This window comes from Caballeronia sp. (genome assembly GCF_049581465.1).
Taxonomy (GTDB): domain Bacteria; phylum Pseudomonadota; class Gammaproteobacteria; order Burkholderiales; family Burkholderiaceae; genus Caballeronia.
In genome coordinates this window covers 1-23,389 of the sequence record NZ_JBAUSA010000639.1, presented here as the reverse complement: position 1 = coordinate 23,389, position 23,389 = coordinate 1, and the positions used below count along the sequence as shown (strand labels likewise).

The window sequence follows — 23,389 nt, the reverse complement described above, 5'->3', positions numbered from 1 at the left end:
CGCTAGCAGAAGGACTCAACGCTCTCCCCACACTCGCCGCGAACAGCACCCCCTCCGCCCTAGCCCCTACCCACCGCCACCAGAACCGCCCCAACCCCAAAACCACAGTCCGGCGACCCAGCCACCTTTGAGGCACAATTCAACGTTCCACCCGCTCCGACGCCCATCGCGATGAATCAGCCCCTGCCAGTCACCCTGCTTTGCGGCCTCCCCGGCGCGGGCAAGACCACACTTCTCGACCATCTGATCGCTCATTGCGGCGAATGCCGCATCGCGGTAATCCGAACGCCCAGCGACGACCTCTCCTCCGACATCGCCCGTATTGCATCGGAAAATGCCTTCGATGCAATCGTCGTCGAAGCGCCCGGTATCGCCGATCCGCAGGCGCTCGCGGAAGCGCTTGTCTTCGATAACGACATCGCGCACCTCGATACCCTGGTGACTGTCGTCGACGCAGGACGCTTTCTGATCGATTACGCATCGGCCGAAGGGCTGCATGAGCGAGGAATTGCCAGCGACGACGATGACGACCGAACCATCGTGGAAGTGCTAACCGAACAGCTCGAATTCGCCGACGTGATCGTGGTCAACAAGACGGATCTCATCGATACCCCAGCGCTCAGCAAACTCAAAAGCATCCTGCATGCGCTCAATCCGCGTGCCGAACTGATCGATGCCCGACATGGCGCAGTACCTGTGAACGAGGTGGTGAAGACCGACCGCTTCGACTTCGACGCTACCTCGAGCGCGCCCGGGTGGTTAGCCATGCTGAATGCACCGGACGACGCCACCGTGACCGACGCGTTCGGCGTGGGCGGATTCGTTTATCGCGCGCGCCGGCCGTTTCATCCGCAACGCCTGTGGACGCTGCTGCATCTCGAATGGCCAGACGTGTTGCGATGCAAAGGATTTTTCTGGCTCGCGACACGCGGCGATATTGGCGGCTCACTGTCACAAACCGGCGGCGCGTTGCGCCACGGTCCCGCTGGCATGTGGTGGGCGGCCCAGGATCGCAGCGAATGGCCGACCAGCGACGTCGAACTGGAAGCCGAAATTGCGGCCGAATGGTTTGGCGACGCCGACGATATGTCGATCGGCGATCGTCGGCAGGAACTCGCCATGATCGGCGTCGATCTGGATGAGTCGTATTGGCGCCAGGCGTTCGACGCCTGTCTTCTCACCGACCAAGAATGGTCGCTCGGTCCTAAAGGATGGCTCTCGTTAAGCGACCCGTTTCCATCGTGGGAAATCGACGACGAGGACGACGATCATGACCACCACGACCATCATCATCACCACGGCGACCACAATCACTAAGCGAAAAAAAACCCGCCAGAGGCGGGTTACGCGCGCCAGGCTACTACCTCGGCGCAGACAATCGGCTACACAACTTACCGCTTGTTCACTGAGTCCTTGAATGCTTTGCCAGCCGTGAACTTGACGGTCTTGGCCGCCGGAATCTTGATGGATTCACCCGTCTTGGGGTTACGGCCGGTGCGCGCTGCGCGCTTGCCCGAGCCGAAGCTACCGAAGCCAATCAACTGCACGGCGTCACCTTTGGACACGGCCTTCTTGATCACTTCGAGCAGCGTGTCCAGTGTTTCGCCGGTTTGAGCCTTGCTGGCGCCGGTCTGAGAAGCCACGGCGTCGATCAGTTCCTGTTTATTCATTAAGGTTCCTTTATCAGTTTAGGTTGACACGAACAGCGCGAACGCGCCGATTATACGTGCGCGGGCCTCGCAGTCGAGTACTGGTGGCGGGTTGAGCCTCCCAACCCGTCGCGCGAACGCTGCATCACGACGTTATCGCCGGGCCGCCTCCCCACTCGGCGGTAGCTATCATAACGCAGCGCAAACCCAATCTGGGCAAGGGTTTCGAAGATTTACGCAGATCCCTCGCATGCGGAAAGCTTTTCTCTCGTGCAAGCGAGAGCGGCAATCGTTTCATGGCACGCGTATTTTCCCTGTCGTTGGTTTTTGCCAACGCTTGCGGCACAGGCCAGTACTTCTGGCGCTCAGGCCCGCCGTGACTGCCTTTGAAGCAGATTGCCAGACCCTTCGCGTGCCTCATTGCGACGCCCTTTTTATCAGTGGATTTCAAGACCTTTCGCATGATTGAACCCAATAACGGTACTCCTTTATCTATCGATTGCTTAGACCGTTCGGGTTGGGCAGAACGACGTAGCTACGCTCTTTTACAAGCCCGATTCGATGGCGGTCACCTGTTCCTCAGTGCATGGTCCGCATGGCGCGACGATCCCAAGCGCTGCGAACGATTACATTTCGTCGCGGTCGGGACGCTGGAGTCGCTTGATGCACCGGCCTTTCCTTCCTACGATTTGGGACTCGCCCAGCAATTGTCCGATGCTTGGCCGATGCCTGTTGCGGGTGTGCATCGGCTGGAGTTCGAGGACGGACGGGTTGTGCTGACCTTGGCTATTGGTGAGATCGCGAGCACATTGCAGAAGCTTTGGATGCGCTGCGATGCCTTCCATCTCGACCTCACCGCTCACGACGCGAAGCTTGCGTTCATCGCGAAAGCGCTGGCGCGCATTGCAGGCGACAACGCATCGGTCTACGCAAAGTGCCATCCGGTGCTGCCGCAAGCGCTCGAACAAGCAGGCTTTCTTGTTGACCAGCAGCGGGACGCCGATATGCTCCGCGCTCACTTCGCACCCCGCTGGAAAGTGCGCAGGCATGAACCGCCACAGCCCGCTTTCATCGACCCAACATTCACGCGCCACGCGATCGTGGTTGGTGCCGGCCTCGCGGGTTGCGCGATCACAGAACGGCTCACGTCGCGTGGCTGGCGCATCACGTTGATCGACCGACAAAGTGGTCCGGCGCGCGACGCATCCGGTAATCCTGCAGGGGTTTTCCATCCGATCGTATGGCGAGACGACAGCGTTGCCGCCCGCCTCACGCGCGCGGGATTTCTCTATGCATTACGTCGATGGTCACAACTCGAACGCGCGGGATACGATCTAAAACGCAGTCGCGACGGGCTGCTGCAAATCGCGGATTCTCTCGAGGACGCACAGGCGATTGCATCGGCGATAACCCGTTTCGGCTTGCCCGAAAACTATGTGAAAGCCGTCGACGAACACGAAGCGAGCCGCCTCGCGGGACACCACGTTACGCGCGGCGGCTGGTTTTTTCCGCTCGGAGGCTGGATCTCGCCCGCAGCACTATGCGAGGCGCAATGCGCGGTCGCGGGACGTTTGTTGACGCCACTTTTTGATACGGAAGTCGAGCGGATGGAGCGCGAGAACGGTGCATGGACCGTCTTCGATACCCAAGCTCGCGCAATCGCAAGTGCACCCGTCTTGATATTGGCTAACGCTGGCGATGCTCAACGTATCGCCGGGCTTCACGGCTTGCCAACGCGCGGCGTCCGAGGGCAGCTCACGCTGCTCGACGCGAGTCCGCTCGATGGCTTGCGCCTGCCCATCGTCGGCGATGGCTACGCGGTCCCGCTCGGTCCTCACCGAACGCTTGCCGGCGCGACCTACGACCTCGACAGCACCGACTCACAAATCCGGGGCGTAGGCCACGCGGAAAATATCGAGCGGATTTCGCGGATGCTACCGGCCCTATCCGCATTCGATCCTGCCGTAGATCTACCCGAAGGCCGCGTGGCGTTTCGATCGGTGACAAGCGATCGTCTGCCGATGATCGGCTCACTCGCCGACGAAACAGCCGCTCATGCCGGTGCCGCGCGTCTCTCGGGTGCATGGCCGCTTGATTTGCCACGCTCGCCCGGTTTGTATGGCGCGTTCGCTTTCGGTTCGCGTGGGTTGGTGTGGGCGGCGCTCGCGGCCGAGTTGATCGCGGCCCAGATAGAAGGCGAGCCCTGGCCCATTGAGCGCGAACTGGCCGAGGCTATCGATCCCGGGCGCTTTCTTCTGCGTGCCCTGCGACATGATGAATTGAAGTGAAAACAGACGGCCAAGTGCTTATGCACCCCAGCCTGTGGATAACACGTCGAATTTCGAGCTGATGAGCTGTGTACTCGCTGTGCGCGTAAACGGGACAACTCACGCGACGGGCAATTTCGACGAAAGTTGTTCTGCGTTCACCGGCGGGCACCCACATCTTCATGGTCCTCTTATGACTTTCTCAAGCCTTTGTATACGTTGACAAAATATGAGTTATCCACAGAAATACTCCGGCCTTGTTAACTACTACTACGTATATATAAACAAAACTTGTAAACCTTAAAACCGGCGTCATCGGCAGCGCAGAAGATGGGAAAAGTACGGTCTTATCGTCAAACCAGGAGGAACGGGCGCACCATTTTTCCTGCATCGAACATCGGCTAACTCGCTGTTAGCGTTCACTTTAGGGACAGGATGGGAATTTTTGGGATTCCGGTCGATATGGCACAATCGCCTTTCTTTCGCGTCTGGCCGTCTCGACGGCTATCAATGCCGCCGCTGTCACGGTCGCCGGGATTTCGTTTTGGTAACACCGGCGCAAAAGTGCCGGGGGCAAGAAACGAAGATCGGCATTTCCGTATCTAATCCTGACCTCGATCGCGCATTTTCAAGGGCTGCATCGCGCAACCAAGTGCAGTCGCGGCAACAGGTTCGCAAACCGGCGCAATCGCTGCAAACGCTGCAACCGCGCCGGGTATCAGGCTCGGGCGCTACAACTCAGGTGCCAGCGGACCCACGCGTTCCTGCATGCCCTACACCATTCGCCATGAGGTTCGCGAACCGTTTCGCCCGGCGTCGAGCACCAGTCATAAGCGCTGTCCCAACGCACCGGGCGCAGAAGCTGCATCGCTGCGCTGCAACTATTCACCCGCCTTATCGGCGAAGGAGAAATCAATATAATGAGATCGGCATTTTCATTTCTACCGGTCTGGCCGCTCGCACCGGACGCCATCTTTTGGGCTGGGCTCGCGCTGGTCGCGGCCGGCCTTTTCGGCGAACTGCTGTGGCGCGCCTGGCGCCTGCCGCGCATCACGGGTTATGCGTTTATCGGCCTGGCCGCGGGCAGCGCGGGCTTTCATGTGATCGATGTCGGTTCAGCCGCCCTCGCCCGTCCCTTGCTCAATGCCGCGCTCGGGCTCCTGCTGTTTGAACTGGGTAGCCGGCTCGATTTGCGCTGGATCCGCCGCAATCCGTATCTGATCTTGTCGAGTATTGCTGAATCGACGCTGACTTTCGGCTTTGTGCTGATTGCGCTCACGCTCTGCAAAGTGCCCATGCTGCCGTCAATCGTTATCGCGGCGATCGCGATGGCGACATCACCCGCCATGGTCATCCAGCTCAAGACCGAGTTGCGTGCCGAAGGCCAGGTCACGCAACGCCTGCTGACGCTGACCGCGCTCAACAGCATGTACGCGGTGATCGTGGAGAAACTTGCCGCCGGCGTGCTGCATCAGGAAATCTACGGGAACCCGCTCGCAACCATCGTGCAGCCGCTTTATTTGCTGATCGGCTCGTTGATCCTCGCGTTCCTGCTCGCTCGTGCCTGCAACTTGCTCTACAGGCGGCTCAATACCAACGACGAGCATTCGTTCGTCGCGCTCTTCGGCCTCGTGCTGCTTGCAATCGCGATCGCCCAGGTTTTCAAGCTCTCGACCATTCTTGCGTTGCTGGCTGCGGGCATCATCGTGAAAAATTCCGATGAACGTCCACAACTCTGGCCTGAACACTTCGGCACCGCTGGATGGCTTCTGACCGTAATTTTGTTTGCGTTGACGCTGACATCGTTCGAATGGCGCGATATTCAATTGGGCGGTGTGGCGGCAGTCGCACTGATCGTCGCTCGATTTGTCGGCAAACTAGGCGGCGTTTTGATATTCGCGAAACCCAGCGGGCTGAACTGGAAGCAGGGCGCGGCACTCGGTGTCGCGCTCACGCCAATGTCCGCGCTGGCCTATCTTCTCGTCGATGACATGTACGTGCTGTATCCCGACTACGACCCGACCCTGCGGGCGATCGTGATGTGTTCCATCGTGATCCTGCAGATCGCGACGCCGTTCCTGGTGTACCGCAGCCTGTCGCTGGTCGGCGAGCGGCGCGCGTAACCCTTGTCGTCCAGCATCGTTGCTGTATCTGGCCGATAGCGTTGACGACCGACGAGCTGTAACCGTTGGTAATCAACCATCAGCAGTCGGCCAGAATCAAAAAAGGCTTTACCTATCAAGAGGTGCCATGTCACTCGAACCTTTCATCAACTCGGAGCCGTTCACGTTTGGCGTCGAACTGGAGATTCAGGTTGTCAATACACATGATTACGATCTGACGCATGCGGCGTCGGATCTCATGCGCCTCGTAAAGGACGAAAAGATCCCTGGCCTCATTACGCCGGAGATCACGGAAAGCATGATTGAGCTGTCCACGGGCATCTGTACGACGCATGAACAGGCTGTAACGGACCTCCACGCCATCCGCGACACGCTGGTTGCAGCGGCGGACCATCTCAACGTCGGGCTGTGTGGCGGTGGCACGCACGCCTTCCAGCAGTGGAGCGACCGGCAGATCTTCGATACCCCGCGCTTCCAGTATTTGTCGGAGCTTTACGGGTACCTTGCCAAGCAGTTCACCGTGTTCGGCCAGCACGTGCATATTGGCTGCCCGGATCCGGACAGCGCGTTGTTCCTGCTGCATTCCATGTCGCGTTTCATCCCGCATTTCATTGCGTTGTCGGCTTCTTCGCCGTATGTGCAGGGCGTCGATACCGGTTTTCACTCCGCACGGCTCAATTCGGTGTTCGCGTTTCCGCTGTCGGGCCGGGCGCCGTTCGAGTTGACGTGGGACAGTTTCGAGGAATATTTCTCGAAGATGGTTCGCACCGGCGTCGTCAACAGCATGAAAGATTTCTATTGGGATATCCGGCCGAAGCCGGGCTTCGGCACGATCGAAGTGCGGGTGATGGATACGCCACTGTCGGTCGATCGGGCTGCGGCCATCGCGTGCTACATCCAGACGCTTGCGCGCTATCTGCTCCTCGACAAGCCGTTGACGCTCAAGGAGGACGATTACCTCGTCTACACGTTTAACCGTTTCGAAGCTTGCCGTTTCGGGCTGGAGGGTAGTTGCATCGACCCGCAGACGGGCGAGCGCAGGACGATTGCGGAAGACATTCTCGCCACGCTAGACGTCATCGCGCCTCACGGCGAGGCCTTGGCTTCGACTGAAGCGTTGCGGCAGGTTGGGGATATCGCCCGGGGCGGCGTGAACGACGCAGCGTGGTTGCGCAGCGTCTTCGATCGTGAACATTCACTGCATGAAGCCGTCCGCCAGCAGTGCCTGCAGTGGCGTGCTTAGGCGAAACAGTCAGGTGGCACAGTTTCCGAAACCCGCCCATTGGCGGGTTTTTTTACGAAGTCTTTCAACAGTTCATGGCCGATAGGGAGGGTCTAAGGTTTACCGTTATGAAGTCGTATACATACGTAATAGTAGTTAACAAGCATGGCAAGATTCTGTGGACAACCGATAAAAGTGCTGCAAAGTCAACGTTCTGGAGCGCGCATAACTGCGCGACGAACGGGCGTATCGTGTGGGGTAACGCGGGACAACACTGCCTCGGTTTTGGCCGGGATAGGGGTTATCAAGAATCCGCGCACAACGAGTAAGTGAGTTATCCACGAGCTTATCCACACGGTTCGTGAATAAGTAAGGTGTACGTTTGTTCCGGGTCGCTTAGAATGTCGGTTTTGCTGGTCCGGGGAAGTTAGGCCGGCAAAATAAATTAGGCGTCCAATGGTCTATAGCAGGCGCCAAGAGAGATGATTACGTCTTGATCCGGACGACGAACGAGAGGCTGTAATGCAATCGCCCGATTTTTGAGACGGTAGGATTCGCCGGCATTGCACATGCTGGCGAACGAGCCTGCAGCGGCGGAGTGGGGCAAAACGAGCGGGACGGTGTTTTGCCTTCATGAAGTCGCTGCTTATACCCCAGATAAGCATCAGAAAGACGAAGCGAAAGACTATGAGCGAAGGCGTATATGGTGAGCAGGCAACGGGACGCGTGACCCACGGCCTGCTACGGTTGAGCACTGCGATGCGCAGCCAGGCGTGGGAATGGGCGGAGGGCGCTGGCCTTACGCCGACCCAGGGTGAAATCCTCGTGCTGCTGATGCAGCGTCGTGGGCCGATGAGGCTCGGCGAAATTGCGCGGGAAACGGCGTTGACCGCCGCGACTACCAGCGACGCCGTGAGCACACTCGAAGGCAAGGGCCTGGTTGAAAAGCGTCGCGCCCTGGACGACGGCCGGGCGCTGGCTGTGCGCCTGACGGCGCGTGGCCGCACGGCAGCGAAGCGCGCGCTGCAGTGGCCGGAATTTTTGTCGAAGGCGATCGGAACGTTGAAAGCCGATGAACAGACGCAGCTTTATCGCAGTCTGCTCAAGACGATTCGTCAGCTTGAAGTCGTACAGCAAATTCCGCCGCACCGGATGTGCTTGAGCTGCACGCATCTTGAAGCTAGCAAGAACGTCAAGAAAACGCCGCATCATTGCGCGTTGCTCAACATCGATATGCAAGACACGGACTTGCGTCTCGATTGTTCGGTATACGAAGAAGCTGACGTAACCAAGCAGAAGAAAACCTGGAAGATCTTCGCGCAGGTTGCGTAAGCTGCGCGCTTGCTTCGGGTCAGCGGTTTAGCGCCAGGGCGCGTCGAGGCGTGCCCTGGCTGCTTCAATTCAAAGTCTCGGTTAGACTATTCGAGCCGTCCTGCGCGGGCGGCGCGACCGTTTCTGATTTGCGTCGGCGTTCGCGCGGCGCTCGTTAAACGGAACCCGTGACCTTGTTCAGGATTACCGCTGATGAAACGTGAAGTCCTGGCAATCCGCCATGTCTATTTCGAAGACCTTGGCAGTCTGGAACTCGTCCTGGGCGACCGCGGCCAGCTGGTCCGCTATCTGGATGTCGGCCGTGCGCGCATTGACGCCCCGGATCCGCTCGGTACCTCGTTGATGGTTGTGCTTGGCGGTCCTATCGGCGCACACGACGAGGCGCTGTTCCCCCATTTGACACCGCTGCTTGCGATGCTTGAAAAGCGCATTGCTGCGGGTTTGCCGACCATCGGCATTTGTCTCGGCGCGCAATTGATTGCCCGGGCGCTCGGTGCGAGGGTTTATCGGGCAAAGCAAAAGGAATTGGGTTGGAAGGCGTTGACGCTTACCGATTCCGGCCGTGCGTCCGCGTTGCGGCATTTCGAGGCAGACGGCCGGGCTACGCCGGTCCTTCACTGGCACGGTGACACATTCGACTTACCTGATGGCGCCACGCGGCTGGCGTTCACCGATGCCTGCGAGAACCAGGCTTTTGCGTGGGGCGATCACGTTCTGGGCCTTCAATGCCATCCTGAGATTTTGGTCGACCGGTTTGAAAGCTGGCTGGTTGCTTATTCGGCAGAAGTGGGTGAAAGCCCGACGGACGTTCTGACGTTGCGCGCTGAGGCTAGCCGGCATGGTCCGGGGCTTGAACGCGCAGCGCGGGTGATGTTTGCCGAATGGCTGGACCGGTTTGACTAAGCGCTGTCCGCGCGGCGGTGGGTGGGGCGGGTTCTGGGAGGTCTAGAACTGGGCGTGCCGGTATCGGTGCAAGGATGGGGGCGGTTGAGGCGAAGCGTGTGCGGGCCGTGTCTGAGAAGGGTGGGTGTTCGTCTGCGCGTTGATGGGTGGGAGCTGTACTACGTTCGTGCCAAAAACTTGAAATGGGCAACGACGACACTTAGGTATTCGCGGTTTGAACGCGTTTCTTTGCTTCGTTTCTTTGCGCGTTTGCAAAGAAATGAAGTCCCGCCCCGGATAGGGGCTAGCAGAAATAAGCAAGAAAATCCGACTTAAGCAGAACGACCACGCGAGCAGAAGGACTCTATCCTCGCCGCACACTCACCATTCGCAGGACCGCCCCAAACCCTCCCTCTCACGGCCAGCCCCCCAAAAAACACCTAGCGGTTGAAGCGCCCCACACCTACCGTGTACGATGCCGATGTTCGCGTGCGCTTTGAACCGCGCATGCATCACAACAACGCGGCGCCTCCGATTCAGGCCGCCGCGTTTTTTAATCCACGTTCCGGCTCATCACCGTTCGCGTGAAGCCGGAAACGGGGGCACTTAAAACTGTGCCGCCATCCTAACCGATTCGTTTTAAAGGATTCATTCGATGAGTTCACGGAGGGTCGCCGTCCGCCGTTCGGGCATCCATGGCAAGGGCGTTTTCGCCGCGATGCCGCTCGCCAAAGGCGAGCTGGTGATCGAGTACAAAGGTGAACGCATATCGTGGAAAGAAGCGTTGCGCCGTCATCCGCACAATCCAGACGAGCCGAATCACACGTTCTACTTCGCCCTCGAAAATGGCAAGGTGATCGACGGCAAGATCGACGGCAACAGCGCCCGCTACATCAACCACTCATGCGCGCCGAATTGTGAAGCCGAAGAGAAGGAGGGGCGCGTGTTCATCCACGCGTTGCGTGCGATCAAAGCCGATGAAGAGCTGTACTACGACTATGGTCTCGTCATCGACGGTCGCATCACGAAGAAGCTGAAGAAAGAGTACGAATGCCGTTGCGGCGCGAAAAAGTGCCGCGGGACAATGCTGGCGTTGAAGAAGTAAGCGTTTGATTGCCTCGCATGGCGCCACGGGTATCTTGATCCGCGGCGCTTTTTCTCATGCCTGCTTCAAAGGCATCCTCACGATAAATCGTGCGCCGCCTTCGGGCGCCGGAGCGTCTTCGTAATGCACGCTGCCGCCGTGCAGGACCATGATGTCGTGCACGATCGCAAGGCCGAGGCCCGCGCCGCCTTCAACGCCGTGGCCATCGCCGCGAAAGAATCGCTTGAACAAATCCTGCTGCTGTTCAGCAGGCACACCCGGGCCGTTGTCTTCCACCACGATTTCGCCCATCGCGCGGCCATTTTTGTCGATGAATCGCGTGACGGTGAGCGTCACGCGCGCGCCCTCATGTCGCGACGTAGGCACGTACTTCATCGCGTTATCGATGAGATTGCCAAGCACCTCCCGTATCAGCACGAGATTGCCGCGCACGGTAAGCGAATGTTCGTTGTCGGGATCGTCAAGACGCTGGAAGCCCAGGTCCACGCTCACCGCGAGTGCGCGAGGCACCCATTCCGCGCCGGTATCGAACGCGAGCGCGGCGTAGTCGAATTCAGTGAAACGTGCCGCCTGTTCACCCGGCTCGGCTCGCGCCAATGAAAGCAACTGGTTCGACAGCCGCACCGCGCGATCCGCCGCTGCCCGCAGTTCGATCACGGCGTGCAGCGCCTTTGCCGGATCCCTCGCACTCGCTGCCTGTTCGGCATGCAGCTTGACGGCGGTCAGCGGCGTGCGCAACTGATGCGCGGCATCGGCGATAAATTTGCGCTGCGCGTCCAGGGCGGTTTTGAGGCGATCGAGCAGGGCGTTCATCGCGCTCGTGAGCGGACGAATTTCAATCGGTACCAGGGTTTCGTCGACCGGTTCAAGCGACGTGTGGGTCTGCTGGTTGAGGGTATCGGCGAGATCGGTCAGCGGGTTGAGCTGCTGGTTCACCACGCGCCACACGATCACCCATCCAGCCAGCAGCAAAAGCAGCAAGGGCATCATGATGGCGGCCATGAATTCGACCGCGATCGTGTAGCGCGATCCCACGCGTTGCGCCACCTCCACCACGATCGGATTGCCGTGCGGCTGATCCACGCGCACCTGTGCCGCGCGCACGCTGGTGCCCCGATAGTAGGTCTCGAAGACGTACGCGTAATGAATGCGGCGCACTTGCGTGCCGGTGAGCGGCAAATCCGAGTCGCCGGCAATCTCGGTTGTACCGTCACTGATGCGATAAATCAGTTGTTCGATGGGGTCGGAGAACATTGCGCGCGCCAGCGGTGGAACCGTGACGGGCGCGTCGACACCCGAAAGCTGGATCTGTTTGGAAATGGCTGTCGCGAGATCGGCAAGCGAGCGATCCACGACGTGTTGGGTGTATTGCCACGCGAGCCAGTAAGCCATCATGCCGCTCATCAGCGCGAGCAGCGACAGCGGCGCGGCAAGGCGTCGCAGCAGCGACCGCCGCAGGCTGGGCGGCAGGGTGGTAGACCGGGTTTTCGATCGCGCCAGATCCAGCCAGTCAGCGCGGTCGAAACGGTCGTCTGTCGTGCGCCGCGGAGGGAATCGCAAGGTGTTTTAGGCGCCGCCTTAGGCGGCGGGTTGCCGGATTTCCTGCAGCAAGTAGCCGAAGCCCCGCACCGTTACGATTTCCACGCGGCAATTCTCGAGCTTCTTGCGAACCCGGTGAACGTAGACTTCAATGGCGGTATCGCCGAGATCGCCGCCGAAATGCGTCAGGTGATCCTGCAATTGCGCCTTGCTGACCACGCGGCCATGGCGGAGCAAGAGCATTTCAAGCACGGCGAACTCGCGCGGCGACAACTCGAGCGGCTTTTCATCGTTGAAAATGCGGCGATCGACGCCCGACAAACGCAAGCCGCCCAGCGAAACTTCCGGGCGCGGCACGTCGCCGTGGGGGCCGCTACGGCGCATCACGGCGCGAATCCGCGCTTCGAGTTCGGCGGGTTCGAACGGCTTGAGCATGTAGTCGTCGGCGCCGCTGTTCAGGCCCTGCACGCGGTCATTCAGTTCGTCGCGCGCGGTCAGGATAATCACCGGCGTATGGCGGTTGCCTTGGCGGAAACGCGAAAGCAACGTCATGCCGTCGATACCCGGCAAGCCGAGATCGAGAATCACCAGTTCGTGGCGATTTTGCGTGAGCGCCTGCTCGGCGAAAATGCCGTCGTGGACCATGTCGACGGTGAAGCCGGCTTGTTCGAGGCTACTTTGAATACCGCGCGCAATGGGGCGGTCGTCTTCGATCAGAAGGATTCGCATGGAAGTCGCTCGTGTACTAGGGGTTGGCTCGGGACCGAACTCAGGGGATTAGCCCGGCAGCTTCGTCTCGATTACGCGCTGCGTCCGACAGCGCTGGCATTTCTCGTCTCCGCGGCGCCGTGCGGGTCAAATCAGCAATCCTTTGCTTCAAACGCGACATCGCGACCTGCGATGCCGCACTTTTTCAGCCGGACTTACGCGGTGCATCGACGCGCAAGCTCAAAGTCGCGGCTAATTTCCGTCGCGTTCGCCAACGTTTTGCGACTCGAAACGTCTCGAATCAAGATTAGCGAACTGTCCAGACCGCACGCGCTGCTGATTGTACAGCTTGGCGAAATGTGACTACCCAACCGATACGGCCCTAATGTCGGCGAGGCCAGCAAAGCTTACATACGTATTAAAACATATCTATCAAACTGAAAGAATAGAGGATGATTTGCTTTCCGAAACCTTCCTTTACGCTTTCTAAACGCCTGAAGAGGCGTTTCCGACGGCAATCGATACCCATATTGAATGTCATCGTTTGTAATACGACTGTTACGCTTTCGTCGCATCCGGCGTGCTCGATAGCTCGAAATCAAGTCTTTTTTGCTATCGAATCGATGAACTTCGCCAGCGTTACATCGCGTTCGGTCAATCCCTCGGCCTCATGGGTGGACAAAGCGATATCCACTTTGTTGTACACATTCGACCACTGCGGGTGGTGATCCATTTCCTGGGCTTTGATTGCCACGCGCGTCATGAAGCCAAATGCCTCATTGAAATCGGCGAACTTGAAACTGCTATGAATTGCCGCATTGGCTGGGGCGACCTGCCAGTTCGGCAAGTCGACGGCGAGTTTTGCCAGTGTGTCGGGCGTGAGTTTATCGACCATTTCGTCACCTCTCGTCTTGAAGCGTAGGCAGAATTGCGCGCGGTTGGCGCATTAACACACGAAAAGCTGCGGTAATATTGCGGCCTTTCGGTTCTCACGCAGGTTTTCATCATGACCGATCTTGATCACTTTGATCTTGCATTACTTGACGTGTTGCAGCGCTTCGGCCGCGCCACGCACCAGCAGCTTGGCGAGGAAGTGCCGTTGTCGCCGTCGCAAATCGGGCGGCGCTTGCAGCGGCTTGAGGCGACGGGTGTGATCGATGGATACCGCGTCGTGCTCAGACCGGAAAAACTGGGCCTCGGCGTAACGGCGTTCACCAGCCTGAAGCTTAAGCATCACGGCGATACGGCGATAGACCAGTTCCAGCAGCAGATTGAGGCGCTGCCGGAAGTGCTGGAATGTCACGCGACGGTTGGCGATGCCGATTACTTGTTGCGCATAGTCGCGCCCGATCTGAGCGCGCTTTCCACGTTTGTCATGAAAAAACTCATGCGTGTGCCGGGTGTGGACAGTGTGCGTTCGAGCATCGTGTTGACCACGTTCAAGCGCAACGGCCCTTTGCCGCTTGGCCATCTGGCAGCCGGTTCAACCAACGATCCGACCGCTGGTTCGACTAATTAGGCTGGCTCGGTGAGCAAATCGACGTAAGCAACAGGCACCAGATCTGCCTCGGACACGCCGAGTTGCGCGAACAGGGCTTCGGCTTCCTTCTCGCCGCCTGCTTCGTCATCGTCCTGGGCGAGCAGCACTTCCAGTTCAATGAAGTCGCCTAGTCCGTCGACGCGATCCAGGTTGATACGGGTGCGGCCGACGAAATACACGTGGCGCTCCTTGTTCACGATCCCGCGGGTGTTCAACGCTTGCGCCAGAAGTGCGTGCATGGCTTCCGGGTTCGTCACCGGGCTGCGCGAGTAGTAGGACACTTTCGGGCCATCACGGTCGTCGCGTTGATAGAAAATCAGTTCGGGCGGCGTGTTGTTGTCGAACTGGCGCAGTTTCAGCCGACCGTTCGGGACGTCGTAGAAGAAGTCTTGTTGACGAAAAATCAGGGGCGGTTCAGTTGTGAGCGCGGCCGCGCGTGCCAGAAGCTGGTCGAACTGATGCGCGCGAGCCTTGATTTCGATATTACGTGCCATGTAGGTGCGTTCCTATTTGCGTGGGCGCACGATGCGCGACCCTTAGACTAACAAAGTTTGATTACAAGGGCGCGCGTGCATTGAAAGCACGCGAAGCACGCGCCGCCTTCACGTTGCCCATTGGTCTTCAATCAACCGCAATGCCGCCGCAACGCCAGGCTCCGCCCGACGCTCCGCCAACACAATAAACGACAAGTGGGTGGGCACTGTGATGCCTTCAACAATCGTGAGCGCATGCGCGTGAGCCTCTGCCAGCGCGGTTGTCTCGCGAACAAGCGCAAGTCCCACGCCTGATTTGACCAGATCGAGCATCGACGGCTCCTGGTCGACTTCGGCCACCTTGAGAGGCTGAACACCCTGGGCATCGAAGATTCGCGAAAGCAAACGGTTGTGCGCCGATTCCGGTGGCGTCCAGATCCACGGTAAGCGAGCAAGTGCAGCCCAACTGGGCTCGCCGCGGTTCACGCGATCCTTCCACCCAGCGGGTGCGAGCACGCGGTACACATACGGCATCAGCTTCACGACGTAGAAGCGCTCGCCGTCGCGAGTGTTGTCAGTCGCCGGATCGCCGATATAGAACCCGACATCGAGATCGCCCGCCCTGATGTGATCGAGGACCCAGCCGGACATGCCGTGCCGAAGCGCGGTTTCGAGACGCGGGTAGGTTTCCACCAGCGCGCGCAAGAAGCCGCCGAGGCGCAGGAAGGTGGGATCGAGAATCGTCCCGATACGCAGGCGTCCGCTAACCTCATGACGCAACGCGGCAGCAGCGCGCGTGACTTCACTCGCCGCATTGAGCGCTCGCTCGGCGTAGGGCAGCAACGCTTCGCCATCGCGCGTGAGAATCAGTCCGTGCGATGAGCGCGAAAACAGCGAGACGCCGAGCGTCTCCTGCAGGTTCTTAAGCTGCAAGCTAACCGCGGGTTGCGAGACATGCAGGCGGACGGCGGCGCGCGTGAGATTACCTTCGCGGGCGACGACAACAAAAGAGCGGAGAAGAGTCAGGTCCATGACTGATATTAGCGCGCCTTATATCGGTATTGAACATATTTGATTGGATTGGTGCGCTGCGGCCGAAGTACTTTCAAAGACGCGGTCGCGCTGGCGCGTGTGGCGGCAGACGCAGTGGGTACCCAGGTGCGCAAACAGCGACCGGAGTCCGCGAAATCAAAAAACTAGCGAGCGCGTGGAATACCTCGACACTCGCGGTGGAGACATCGATGAAACAGGATGCACGACGCGTCGAAGGTGAATTCGACTACATCATTGTGGGTGCGGGCACGGCGGGCTGTGTGCTGGCCAATCGCCTGTCCGAGGATCCCGACGTAACCGTGCTGTTGCTCGAAGCAGGCGGCAAGGACGACTATCACTGGATTCATGTACCCGTCGGCTATCTGTATTGCATTGGCAATCCGCGGACTGACTGGCTATACAAGACTCAACCGCAAGCCGGACTCGAAGGGCGCTCGCTGTCCTATCCGCGCGGTCGCGTTCTCGGCGGATCGTCATCGATCAACGGCATGATCTACATGCGCGGTCAGCGCGAGGACTACGACGATTGGGCTCGGATCACCGGCGATCGCGATTGGTCGTGGGATGCTGTCTTGCCGGTCTTCAAGCGTAGTGAAGATCATCACGCCGGTGAAAACCAATGGCATGGCGCGGGCGGTGAATGGCGCGTGGAGAAGCAGCGGCTCAGTTGGAAAGTGCTGGACACGTTTGCACAGGCCGCGCAGCAAGCGGGGCTTGCTGCTACCGACGACTTCAATCGAGGCGACAACACAGGGGTGGGTTATTTCGATGTGAACCAGCGCAGCGGCATTCGCTGGAATGCGTCGAAGGCGTTCTTGCGGCCCGCTATGAAGCGGGCAAATCTTACGATCATCACGGGCGCGCACACGCAACGTCTCGTGTTCGAGGGCAAGCGCTGCGTGGGCGTGGAATATCGAGGCGACACCGAATATGTAGCCCGTGCGCGATGCGAAGTCATCCTGAGCGCAGGCGCAGTGAATTCGCCGCAGTTGCTAGAGTTATCTGGCATTGGCAACGGCACGCGTTTGCAGCAATTGGGTATCGACGTAGTGCAGGATCTAGGCGGCGTTGGAGAGAATTTGCAGGATCATCTTCAACTTAGGATGGCTTACAAAGTGCACGGTGTGCAGACCTTGAATACGTTGTCGGCACATTGGTGGGGAAAAGCGTTTATTGGCGCGCAGTACGCGTTGACGCGTAGTGGTCCGATGTCGATGGCGCCATCGCAGCTCGGTGCTTTCGCGAAGTCGAATCCGGATGACGCCAGCATTACGCGTGCCGATCTGGAGTATCACGTCCAGCCTTTGTCGCTGGATCGTTTCGGTGAACCGTTGCATGCGTTCAATGCGTTCACTGCGTCGGTGTGTGGGTTGCGGCCGACATCGCGCGGGAGCGTTCACATCCAGTCGTCCGACGCACATCTCCCACCGTTGATCGCACCCAATTATCTTTCCACCGATCGCGATCGTGAGGTCGCGGTGAACGCGATGAGGTTGACGCGGCGGATCGTTGCACAGCCGGCGTTGGCGAAGTATTCGCCGGAGGAGATCTTGCCCGGGCCTGCGTTTCGAACCGACAAGGAACTTGCTGTGGCGGCAGGGAAGGTCGGGACGACAATCTTTCATCCGGTGGGGACGTGTCGTATGGGGACGGATAACGATCCGGCCGCTGTTGTCGATAGTCGCTTGCGGGTGATCGGAGTTGAAGGGCTTCGCGTGGTCGATGCCTCTGTCATGCCGACGATCACATCGGGGAACACGAATTCCCCTACGTTGATGATCGCGGAGCGGGCCAGCGAGATGATTCGTGCCGACAGGAAAGCTTTAGGGGCCGTTGTGGCGGGATTGATGGCATAAGCGTACGTACCCGCTGCACATAGCGCGTATTCAAGCTAACAAGCAAGCTAAAGGCCATCGTCCCACATGCGTAATAGCAGCGGTATTCCACGCACTAAAAACCGGCATAAAACAAAACCGCACACTAAGTGCAAATCCCGATGATTGCGCTGCATCATTGGCGCGACAATGACAGGTACGCGACCGGTGTCGCACCTAACGGCATACGGATTGTGCAGCACGCCAGACCGGCCCAATGCCGTCCCAGCAATGCCGCACCAAACCGCTCGGAACGCCACCGTTAGACCCAAGCGAAACCGACGCAGAACTGGCGCCAAAAGCGCACCGCCTGCATGCAATGCCAACGCCCATACAAGTACGGAAGGGGACATGATTCTCGGCGATACGATTCTGGAAACGCGCGGCCTGACAAAAGAATTCAAAGGCTTCACCGCCGTCAACGGCGTGAACCTGCGCGTGCGCCGCGGCTCCATCCACGCATTGATCGGCCCCAACGGAGCCGGTAAGACAACCTGCTTCAACCTGCTTACCAAGTTCCTCGAACCAACATCGGGCCAGATCGTATTCAACGGCACTGACATCACGCGTGAACGGCCTGCGCAAATTGCGCGTCGCGGCATCATCCGGTCATTTCAGATTTCTGCTGTATTCCCTCATCTGTCGGTCTTGCAGAATGTGCGTATCGGGTTGCAGCGCTCACTCGGCTCATCGTTCAAATTCTGGCAAAGCGAACGTACGCTCGACGCGCTTAATGACCGCGCGATGGATCTCCTCACGCAAGTCGGTCTCACCGATTTCGCCGATACCCCCACGGTCGAACTTTCCTACGGCCGCAAGCGCGCGCTCGAAATTGCCACCACGCTCTCGATGGAACCTGAACTCATGCTCCTCGATGAACCTACGCAAGGCATGGGGCACGAAGATGTCGATCGCGTCACGGCGTTGATCAAGAAAGTATCGGCGGGACGTACGATCCTGATGGTCGAGCACAACATGAATGTGATCGCGGGTATCTCCGACACCATCACCGTCCTTCAACGCGGCGAAGTGCTCGCTGAGGGCAGCTATGCCGAGGTATCGAAAAATGCGCTCGTGATGGAAGCGTACATGGGCAGCGCCGACGCAACCCTCGCCGGAGCGCACGCATGAACGCGACAGTGGAAGAAAGCCGCGCGCTGGAATCGCGCGGCGTGGCGGACGCAGAACCTGCGCTCGAACTCGTCGGTGCGCAAGCGTGGTACGGCGAGTCGCACATCCTGCATGGCGTGGATCTCAAGGTTAATCGCGGCGAAGTCGTGACGCTGCTCGGGCGCAACGGCGCGGGCCGCACGACCACACTGCGCGCGATCATGGGACTGACGGGGCGGCGTACAGGGTCGATAAAGATCGGCGGACGTGAAACGATCGGCATGTCGACGCACAAGATTGCGCATTGCGGCGTGGGCTATTGCCCGGAAGAACGCGGCATCTTTTCCAGTTTGTCCTGCGAAGAAAACCTCATGCTTCCGCCGCTGGTGGGCAATCCGAAAGATGCTATGTCCATCGATGAAATCTATTCGATGTTCCCGAACATCAAGGAACGCCGCGAAAGCCAGGGCACGCGTTTGTCGGGCGGTGAACAGCAAATGCTCGCGGTCGCACGCATCCTTAGAACGGGCGCGAACCTGCTGCTCCTTGATGAAATTTCGGAAGGCCTCGCGCCTGTCATCGTGCAGACACTCGCGCGGATGATCTTGATGCTCAAGGCACGTGGCTACACGATCGTGATGGTCGAACAGAATTTTCGCTTCGCGGCGCCGCTCGCCGATCGCTTCTATGTGATGGAGCACGGGCAGATCGTCGAGCACTTCAATTCCGGAGAACTTGAAGCAAAAATGCCGGTGCTGCACGAGTTGCTCGGGGTTTGAATCGCGGTATTGGCCAAGTCGTAAGAACAACAACTCATCGGAGAATGTAATGAAAAAGAAGACCCTCGCGCGCCTTTCGGGAATCTGCGCCGCCGTCGCCACTGCCACGGCCGCGCTGGTTGCAGGCAATGCGCACGCAGCGGCCGGAGACACCGTAAAGATCGGCTATATCACCGATCTTTCGGGCTTGTACGCAGACATCGACGGGCAGGGCGGCCTCGAATCGATCCGCATGGCGATCGCGGATTTCGGCGGCAAGGTGAACGGCAAACCGATTGAACTGGTCTACGCGGATCACCAGAACAAGGCGGACATCGCAGCGTCGCGGGCACGTGAATGGATTGACCGCGACGGCGTGGTGGCGATCATCGGCGGCACGAACTCGGCCACGGCTTTGTCGACCAATCAGGTCGCCGGCGAGAAGCACATCCCGTACATCAACATTGGCGCAGGCGCGGACAACCTGACCAACGAGCAGTGCACGCCGTACACGGTTCACTACGCGTACGACACCATGGCGCTTGCAAAGGGAACGGGTTCGGCGGTGACGAAGCAGGGCGGCAAGACGTGGTTCTTCCTCACGGCCGACTATGCGTTCGGCAAGGCGCTGGAAAAGAACACAGCGGACGTGGTGAAGGCGAATGGCGGGCAGGTGCTCGGAGAAGTGCGCCATCCGTTGTCGGCTTCGGATTTTTCGTCGTTCCTGTTGCAGGCCCAAGCATCGAAGGCGCAGGTGTTGGGCCTGGCGAATGCCGGTGGCGACACAATCAATTCGATCAAGGCGGCGAAGGAATTCGGCATTCCCAAGACGATGAAAGTCGCCGCGCTGCTCGTCTTCCTGAGTGATATCAACAGCCTCGGACTCGAAACGGCTCAAGGCCTGGTCGCAACTGATAGCTGGTACTGGGATCAGGACGATGCATCGCGTAAATGGGCGCAGCGCTATTTCGACAAGATGAAGAAGATGCCCACCAGCCTGCACGCGGCCGACTATTCCGCGGTCACCACGTATTTGAAGGCGGTCCAGGCGGCAGGCACCACGGATAGCGACAAGGTGATGGACCAGTTGCACAAGATGAAGATCAACGACTTCTACGCGCACGGCGGCTACATCCGCGCGGACGGAAGCATGATCCACGACATGTACCTGATGCAGGTGAAGACGCCGGCTGAGTCGAAGAAGCCGTGGGACTACTACAAGATCACCGCCACCATCCCGGGCGACCAGGCATTCGATACCAAGGCGGAATCGCGCTGCGCTTTGTGGAAGTAAGCGACTGCAGCGACTGGGCTAGCGCGCCAATCGGCGCGTGACCGGGTTCGCTTGATCGATCGACGCACGCCGGCTGGTTGAGGTGGCGTGCGTCGAGACACCTTGGACGGCAGATTCAATGGAAATTTTCGGCATTCCGCTCGCGGCGATGATGAGCCAGTTGCTGCTCGGCCTGGTGAACGGATCGTTCTACGCGATCCTGAGCCTTGGCCTGGCCGTGATTTTCGGCTTGCTCAACGTGATCAACTTCGCGCACGGTGCGTTGTTCATGCTCGGCGCGATGCTCGCGTGGATGGGCTTCTCCTACTTCAACTTACCCTACTGGGCGATGCTCGTGCTCGCCCCGCTGATCGTGGGCGTGTTTGGCATCCTAATTGAACGGACGATGCTGCGCTGGCTCTACAAGCTCGATCACCTATACGGCTTGCTGCTTACGTTCGGGCTCACGCTGGTCATCGAAGGCGTGTTCCGCTCGGTCTACGGTTCGTCCGGCCAGCCCTACGATGTCCCCGCACTGCTCGGCGGCGCGACCAACCTCGGCTTCATGTACCTGCCGAACTATCGCGCGTGGGTGGTGCTGGCCTCGCTGACCGTCTGCTTCGCGACCTGGTTCGTGATCGAGAAGACGCGGCTCGGCGCATACCTTCGCGCGGGCACTGAGAACCCGAAGATGGTGGAGGCCTTCGGCGTCAACGTGCCTTTGATGGTCACGCTCACGTACGGTTTCGGTGTTGCGCTCGCGGCGTTTGCCGGTGTACTGGCCGCGCCCGTGATCCAGGTCTCCCCGCTGATGGGCCAGTCGATGATCATCACCGTGTTCGCGGTCGTCGTGATCGGTGGGATGGGTTCGATCATGGGTTCGATATTGACGGGCCTGATGCTCGGCGTGATCGAAGGCCTGACGCGCGTGTTCTACCCGGAAGCGTCGGCGACGGTCGTCTTCGTGATCATGGCGCTGGTGCTGCTGGTACGTCCGGCAGGACTTTTCGGCAAGGAAAAATGATGCTCAGGAAAGTACTTTACGGCGTGTTGCTGGCCGGTTTGATTGCAGCGCCGTTCCTCGGCGTGTATCCCGTTTTCATGATGAAGGTGTTGTGCTTCGCGTTGTTCGCGGCTGCGTTCAATTTGCTGATCGGCTATACGGGCCTGCTTTCGTTTGGCCACGCGATGTTCCTCGCCAGCGCCGGCTACACGGCCGGTTACGCGATCCAGACGCTCGGCTTTACGCCTGAACTTGGCGTGATCGCGGGGACGGCGATTGCAACGGTGCTGGGTTTGATCGTCGGGCTTTTTGCGATCCGGCGCCAGGGCATCTACTTCGCGATGATCACGTTGGCGCTCGCCCAGATGGTCTATTTCGTGTTCCTGCAGGCGCCGTTCACGCATGGTGAAGACGGCTTGCAAGGCGTGCCGCGCGGCAAGTTGTTCGGCTCGATCAGCCTCAGTTCCGACTTGACCCTGTACTACATCGTGCTCGTGGTGATGGTGCTGGCGTTCGGGTTCATCGTGCGCGTCGTGCATTCGCCTTTCGGGCAAGTGCTGATCGCGATCAAGGAAAATGAGCCCCGCGCTATATCGTTGGGTTATGACACGTCGCGGTTCAAACTGCTCGCGTTCGTGTTGTCGGCGGGGTTGGCGGGCTTGGCTGGTGCGTTGCAAACGCTGGTGCTCGGCTTCGAAACGCTCGGCGATGCCTACTGGACCATGTCCGGTCTCGTGATCTTGATGACGCTTGTAGGCGGGATGAGCACGATGTTCGGTCCGTTGTTGGGTGCGTTCATTATCGTGGCGCTGGAAAACCGTCTCGGCGATATCGGGTCGGCGTTGGCTTCGCTTACCCACATCGACTGGTTCAATTCGCTGGGCGAGTCGGTGACGATCGTGACCGGCCTGATCTTCATTGCATGTGTGCTGGCGTTCAGGCGCGGTATTGTTGGCGAGATCATCGCGCACATCAAGCCGTTGCGCGGGTAAAGCGAACTGATCGGGGTATTTTGAGCGGTCGTCTTTACGGGGCGATTTAACAGGCTGCAGATTAAGTAGCGCCCAATTAAGGTGCCTACCTGCACCACTAGGGTAAATGCTAGGTTGTCCCGTTTCGCTGCGCAATCTAATATCCGTTCAGTTCTGTTTCACCGCATTTTTTGAGGTGGAGAACGAGGAGACAATGAGGCATTAAGTGCCCGACCGAAAGCGCTGTTGGATAATTCCAACAGCGCTTTTTTTATTGCCTTCACGTTTTCCCTTGGTTAATCGATCGAACGTGCGTACAGATTAAATCGACGCTTCGAATCTCTCTCAGCCACACAGCTTACGTGTACTTTCGTCCTGGTTTTCCCGAAGATTTAATCGCAGGTGTTTTAAGCCTCGTCGGCAGCCCTGAATCCCTTCAAAACGCTTGCCGGGCGCGGCTCTCGTCCGCTACACTCGCCATTCGCCGACCGTGTGGTCGGGATATAA

19 protein-coding genes and 1 pseudogene are annotated in these 23,389 nt (G+C 59.0%); 14 read left to right on the top strand and 6 right to left on the bottom strand.

Going from position 1 to position 23,389, the window contains the following annotated elements:
- The first annotated feature begins 171 nt into the window (after window positions 1-171).
- On the top strand, window positions 172-1,317 hold the full coding sequence (locus tag WCA53_RS15665) for a GTP-binding protein (protein ID WP_423912003.1): 1,146 nt from the start codon (window positions 172-174) through the stop codon (window positions 1,315-1,317).
- Window positions 1,318-1,391: 74 nt separating this feature from the next.
- Here WCA53_RS15665 and WCA53_RS15660 read toward each other — a convergent pair whose 3' ends face one another.
- A complete protein-coding gene (locus tag WCA53_RS15660) occupies window positions 1,392-1,670 on the bottom strand; it encodes an HU family DNA-binding protein (RefSeq protein WP_423912000.1) in 279 nt (92 codons plus the stop codon).
- Between the two features lie 440 nt (window positions 1,671-2,110).
- Between WCA53_RS15660 and mnmC the strand changes: the two genes are divergently transcribed.
- The 6 genes from mnmC (at window position 2,111) to WCA53_RS15630 (ending at window position 10,580) form a co-directional block, all read left to right on the top strand.
- Window positions 2,111-3,937 carry a bifunctional tRNA (5-methylaminomethyl-2-thiouridine)(34)-methyltransferase MnmD/FAD-dependent 5-carboxymethylaminomethyl-2-thiouridine(34) oxidoreductase MnmC gene (gene mnmC / locus WCA53_RS15655; RefSeq protein WP_423911997.1) on the top strand — a complete coding sequence of 609 codons (1,827 nt, stop codon included), beginning with the start codon at window positions 2,111-2,113 and terminating at the stop codon, window positions 3,935-3,937.
- Between the two features lie 899 nt (window positions 3,938-4,836).
- A complete protein-coding gene (locus tag WCA53_RS15650; protein WP_423911994.1) occupies window positions 4,837-6,039 on the top strand; it encodes a cation:proton antiporter in 1,203 nt (400 codons plus the stop codon).
- A gap of 127 nt (window positions 6,040-6,166) precedes the next feature.
- Window positions 6,167-7,282, top strand: a complete 1,116-nt coding sequence (locus tag WCA53_RS15645; protein WP_423911990.1) for a YbdK family carboxylate-amine ligase — start codon at window positions 6,167-6,169, stop codon at window positions 7,280-7,282.
- 666 nt (window positions 7,283-7,948) lie between these two features.
- Window positions 7,949-8,593, top strand: a complete 645-nt coding sequence (locus WCA53_RS15640) for a MarR family winged helix-turn-helix transcriptional regulator (protein ID WP_423911988.1) — start codon at window positions 7,949-7,951, stop codon at window positions 8,591-8,593.
- A gap of 192 nt (window positions 8,594-8,785) precedes the next feature.
- On the top strand, window positions 8,786-9,496 hold the full coding sequence (locus tag WCA53_RS15635) for a glutamine amidotransferase (protein ID WP_423911984.1): 711 nt from the start codon (window positions 8,786-8,788) through the stop codon (window positions 9,494-9,496).
- A 634-nt stretch (window positions 9,497-10,130) separates the two neighbouring features.
- Window positions 10,131-10,580 (top strand): SET domain-containing protein, encoded by a 450-nt coding sequence (locus WCA53_RS15630; protein WP_423911982.1) that lies wholly within the window; start codon window positions 10,131-10,133, stop codon window positions 10,578-10,580.
- Between the two features lie 54 nt (window positions 10,581-10,634).
- Here the strand turns inward: WCA53_RS15630 and WCA53_RS15625 are convergent, their stop codons facing one another.
- The 3 genes and pseudogenes from WCA53_RS15625 to WCA53_RS15615 all read right to left on the bottom strand — a co-directional run.
- On the bottom strand, window positions 10,635-12,080 hold the full coding sequence (locus tag WCA53_RS15625) for a sensor histidine kinase (RefSeq protein ID WP_423912008.1): 1,446 nt from the start codon (window positions 12,078-12,080) through the stop codon (window positions 10,635-10,637).
- A gap of 78 nt (window positions 12,081-12,158) precedes the next feature.
- A complete protein-coding gene (locus WCA53_RS15620) occupies window positions 12,159-12,848 on the bottom strand; it encodes a response regulator (protein ID WP_423911979.1) in 690 nt (229 codons plus the stop codon).
- 577 nt (window positions 12,849-13,425) lie between these two features.
- Window positions 13,426-13,734, bottom strand: a pseudogene (locus WCA53_RS15615) (4a-hydroxytetrahydrobiopterin dehydratase); the annotation flags it as partial.
- 99 nt (window positions 13,735-13,833) lie between these two features.
- On the opposite strand from WCA53_RS15615, the gene WCA53_RS15610 reads away from it, so the two are divergent.
- On the top strand, window positions 13,834-14,346 hold the full coding sequence (locus WCA53_RS15610) for an Lrp/AsnC family transcriptional regulator (protein WP_423911977.1): 513 nt from the start codon (window positions 13,834-13,836) through the stop codon (window positions 14,344-14,346).
- Here the strand turns inward: WCA53_RS15610 and WCA53_RS15605 are convergent.
- Both WCA53_RS15605 and WCA53_RS15600 read right to left on the bottom strand, forming a co-directional pair.
- The gene (locus WCA53_RS15605) at window positions 14,343-14,861 is read right to left on the bottom strand and encodes a class IV adenylate cyclase (protein WP_423911974.1); all 519 of its coding nucleotides are present in this window, start codon (window positions 14,859-14,861) and stop codon (window positions 14,343-14,345) included. The genes WCA53_RS15610 and WCA53_RS15605 overlap by 4 nt on opposite strands.
- Window positions 14,862-14,969: 108 nt before the next feature.
- A complete protein-coding gene (locus WCA53_RS15600; protein ID WP_423911971.1) occupies window positions 14,970-15,872 on the bottom strand; it encodes a LysR family transcriptional regulator in 903 nt (300 codons plus the stop codon).
- A 209-nt stretch (window positions 15,873-16,081) separates the two neighbouring features.
- Here WCA53_RS15600 and WCA53_RS15595 point away from each other — a divergent pair, with 209 nt between their 5' ends.
- From WCA53_RS15595 to WCA53_RS15570, 6 genes are all read left to right on the top strand, one after another.
- A complete protein-coding gene (locus WCA53_RS15595) occupies window positions 16,082-17,749 on the top strand; it encodes a GMC family oxidoreductase (RefSeq protein WP_423911968.1) in 1,668 nt (555 codons plus the stop codon).
- A 369-nt stretch (window positions 17,750-18,118) separates the two neighbouring features.
- Entirely contained in the window at window positions 18,119-18,898 is a 780-nt protein-coding gene (locus WCA53_RS15590) for an ABC transporter ATP-binding protein (protein WP_423911965.1), read from the top strand.
- A complete protein-coding gene (locus WCA53_RS15585; RefSeq protein ID WP_423911962.1) occupies window positions 18,895-19,656 on the top strand; it encodes an ABC transporter ATP-binding protein in 762 nt (253 codons plus the stop codon). Before WCA53_RS15590 ends, WCA53_RS15585 begins: the two co-directional genes overlap by 4 nt.
- A 49-nt stretch (window positions 19,657-19,705) precedes the next feature.
- On the top strand, window positions 19,706-20,929 hold the full coding sequence (locus WCA53_RS15580; protein ID WP_423911959.1) for an ABC transporter substrate-binding protein: 1,224 nt from the start codon (window positions 19,706-19,708) through the stop codon (window positions 20,927-20,929).
- A 118-nt stretch (window positions 20,930-21,047) separates the two neighbouring features.
- Window positions 21,048-21,932, top strand: a complete 885-nt coding sequence (locus WCA53_RS15575; protein ID WP_423911956.1) for a branched-chain amino acid ABC transporter permease — start codon at window positions 21,048-21,050, stop codon at window positions 21,930-21,932.
- The gene (locus tag WCA53_RS15570) at window positions 21,932-22,903 is read left to right on the top strand and encodes a branched-chain amino acid ABC transporter permease (RefSeq protein ID WP_423911952.1); all 972 of its coding nucleotides are present in this window, start codon (window positions 21,932-21,934) and stop codon (window positions 22,901-22,903) included. The genes WCA53_RS15575 and WCA53_RS15570 overlap by 1 nt, the downstream gene beginning before the upstream one ends.
- Window positions 22,904-23,389 lie beyond the last annotated feature (486 nt).

What these genes read in the sequence shown, in the direction of transcription:
- WCA53_RS15635 (WP_423911984.1), top strand. Translation starts at nt 8,786, where the DNA reads ATGAAACGTGAAGTCCTGGCAATCCGCCATGTCTATTTCGAAGACCTT.
- WCA53_RS15595 (WP_423911968.1), top strand. Translation starts at nt 16,082, where the DNA reads ATGAAACAGGATGCACGACGCGTCGAAGGTGAATTCGACTACATCATT.
- WCA53_RS15640 (WP_423911988.1), top strand. Translation starts at nt 7,949, where the DNA reads ATGAGCGAAGGCGTATATGGTGAGCAGGCAACGGGACGCGTGACCCAC.
- WCA53_RS15660 (WP_423912000.1), bottom strand. Translation starts at nt 1,670, where the DNA reads ATGAATAAACAGGAACTGATCGACGCCGTGGCTTCTCAGACCGGCGCC.
- WCA53_RS15650 (WP_423911994.1), top strand. Translation starts at nt 4,837, where the DNA reads ATGAGATCGGCATTTTCATTTCTACCGGTCTGGCCGCTCGCACCGGAC.
- WCA53_RS15665 (WP_423912003.1), top strand. Translation starts at nt 172, where the DNA reads ATGAATCAGCCCCTGCCAGTCACCCTGCTTTGCGGCCTCCCCGGCGCG.
- WCA53_RS15620 (WP_423911979.1), bottom strand. Translation starts at nt 12,848, where the DNA reads ATGCGAATCCTTCTGATCGAAGACGACCGCCCCATTGCGCGCGGTATT.
- WCA53_RS15580 (WP_423911959.1), top strand. Translation starts at nt 19,706, where the DNA reads ATGAAAAAGAAGACCCTCGCGCGCCTTTCGGGAATCTGCGCCGCCGTC.
- WCA53_RS15585 (WP_423911962.1), top strand. Translation starts at nt 18,895, where the DNA reads ATGAACGCGACAGTGGAAGAAAGCCGCGCGCTGGAATCGCGCGGCGTG.
- WCA53_RS15575 (WP_423911956.1), top strand. Translation starts at nt 21,048, where the DNA reads ATGGAAATTTTCGGCATTCCGCTCGCGGCGATGATGAGCCAGTTGCTG.
- WCA53_RS15590 (WP_423911965.1), top strand. Translation starts at nt 18,119, where the DNA reads ATGATTCTCGGCGATACGATTCTGGAAACGCGCGGCCTGACAAAAGAA.
- mnmC (WP_423911997.1), top strand. Translation starts at nt 2,111, where the DNA reads ATGATTGAACCCAATAACGGTACTCCTTTATCTATCGATTGCTTAGAC.
- WCA53_RS15600 (WP_423911971.1), bottom strand. Translation starts at nt 15,872, where the DNA reads ATGGACCTGACTCTTCTCCGCTCTTTTGTTGTCGTCGCCCGCGAAGGT.
- WCA53_RS15610 (WP_423911977.1), top strand. Translation starts at nt 13,834, where the DNA reads ATGACCGATCTTGATCACTTTGATCTTGCATTACTTGACGTGTTGCAG.
- WCA53_RS15605 (WP_423911974.1), bottom strand. Translation starts at nt 14,861, where the DNA reads ATGGCACGTAATATCGAAATCAAGGCTCGCGCGCATCAGTTCGACCAG.
- WCA53_RS15570 (WP_423911952.1), top strand. Translation starts at nt 21,932, where the DNA reads ATGCTCAGGAAAGTACTTTACGGCGTGTTGCTGGCCGGTTTGATTGCA.
- WCA53_RS15645 (WP_423911990.1), top strand. Translation starts at nt 6,167, where the DNA reads ATGTCACTCGAACCTTTCATCAACTCGGAGCCGTTCACGTTTGGCGTC.
- WCA53_RS15630 (WP_423911982.1), top strand. Translation starts at nt 10,131, where the DNA reads ATGAGTTCACGGAGGGTCGCCGTCCGCCGTTCGGGCATCCATGGCAAG.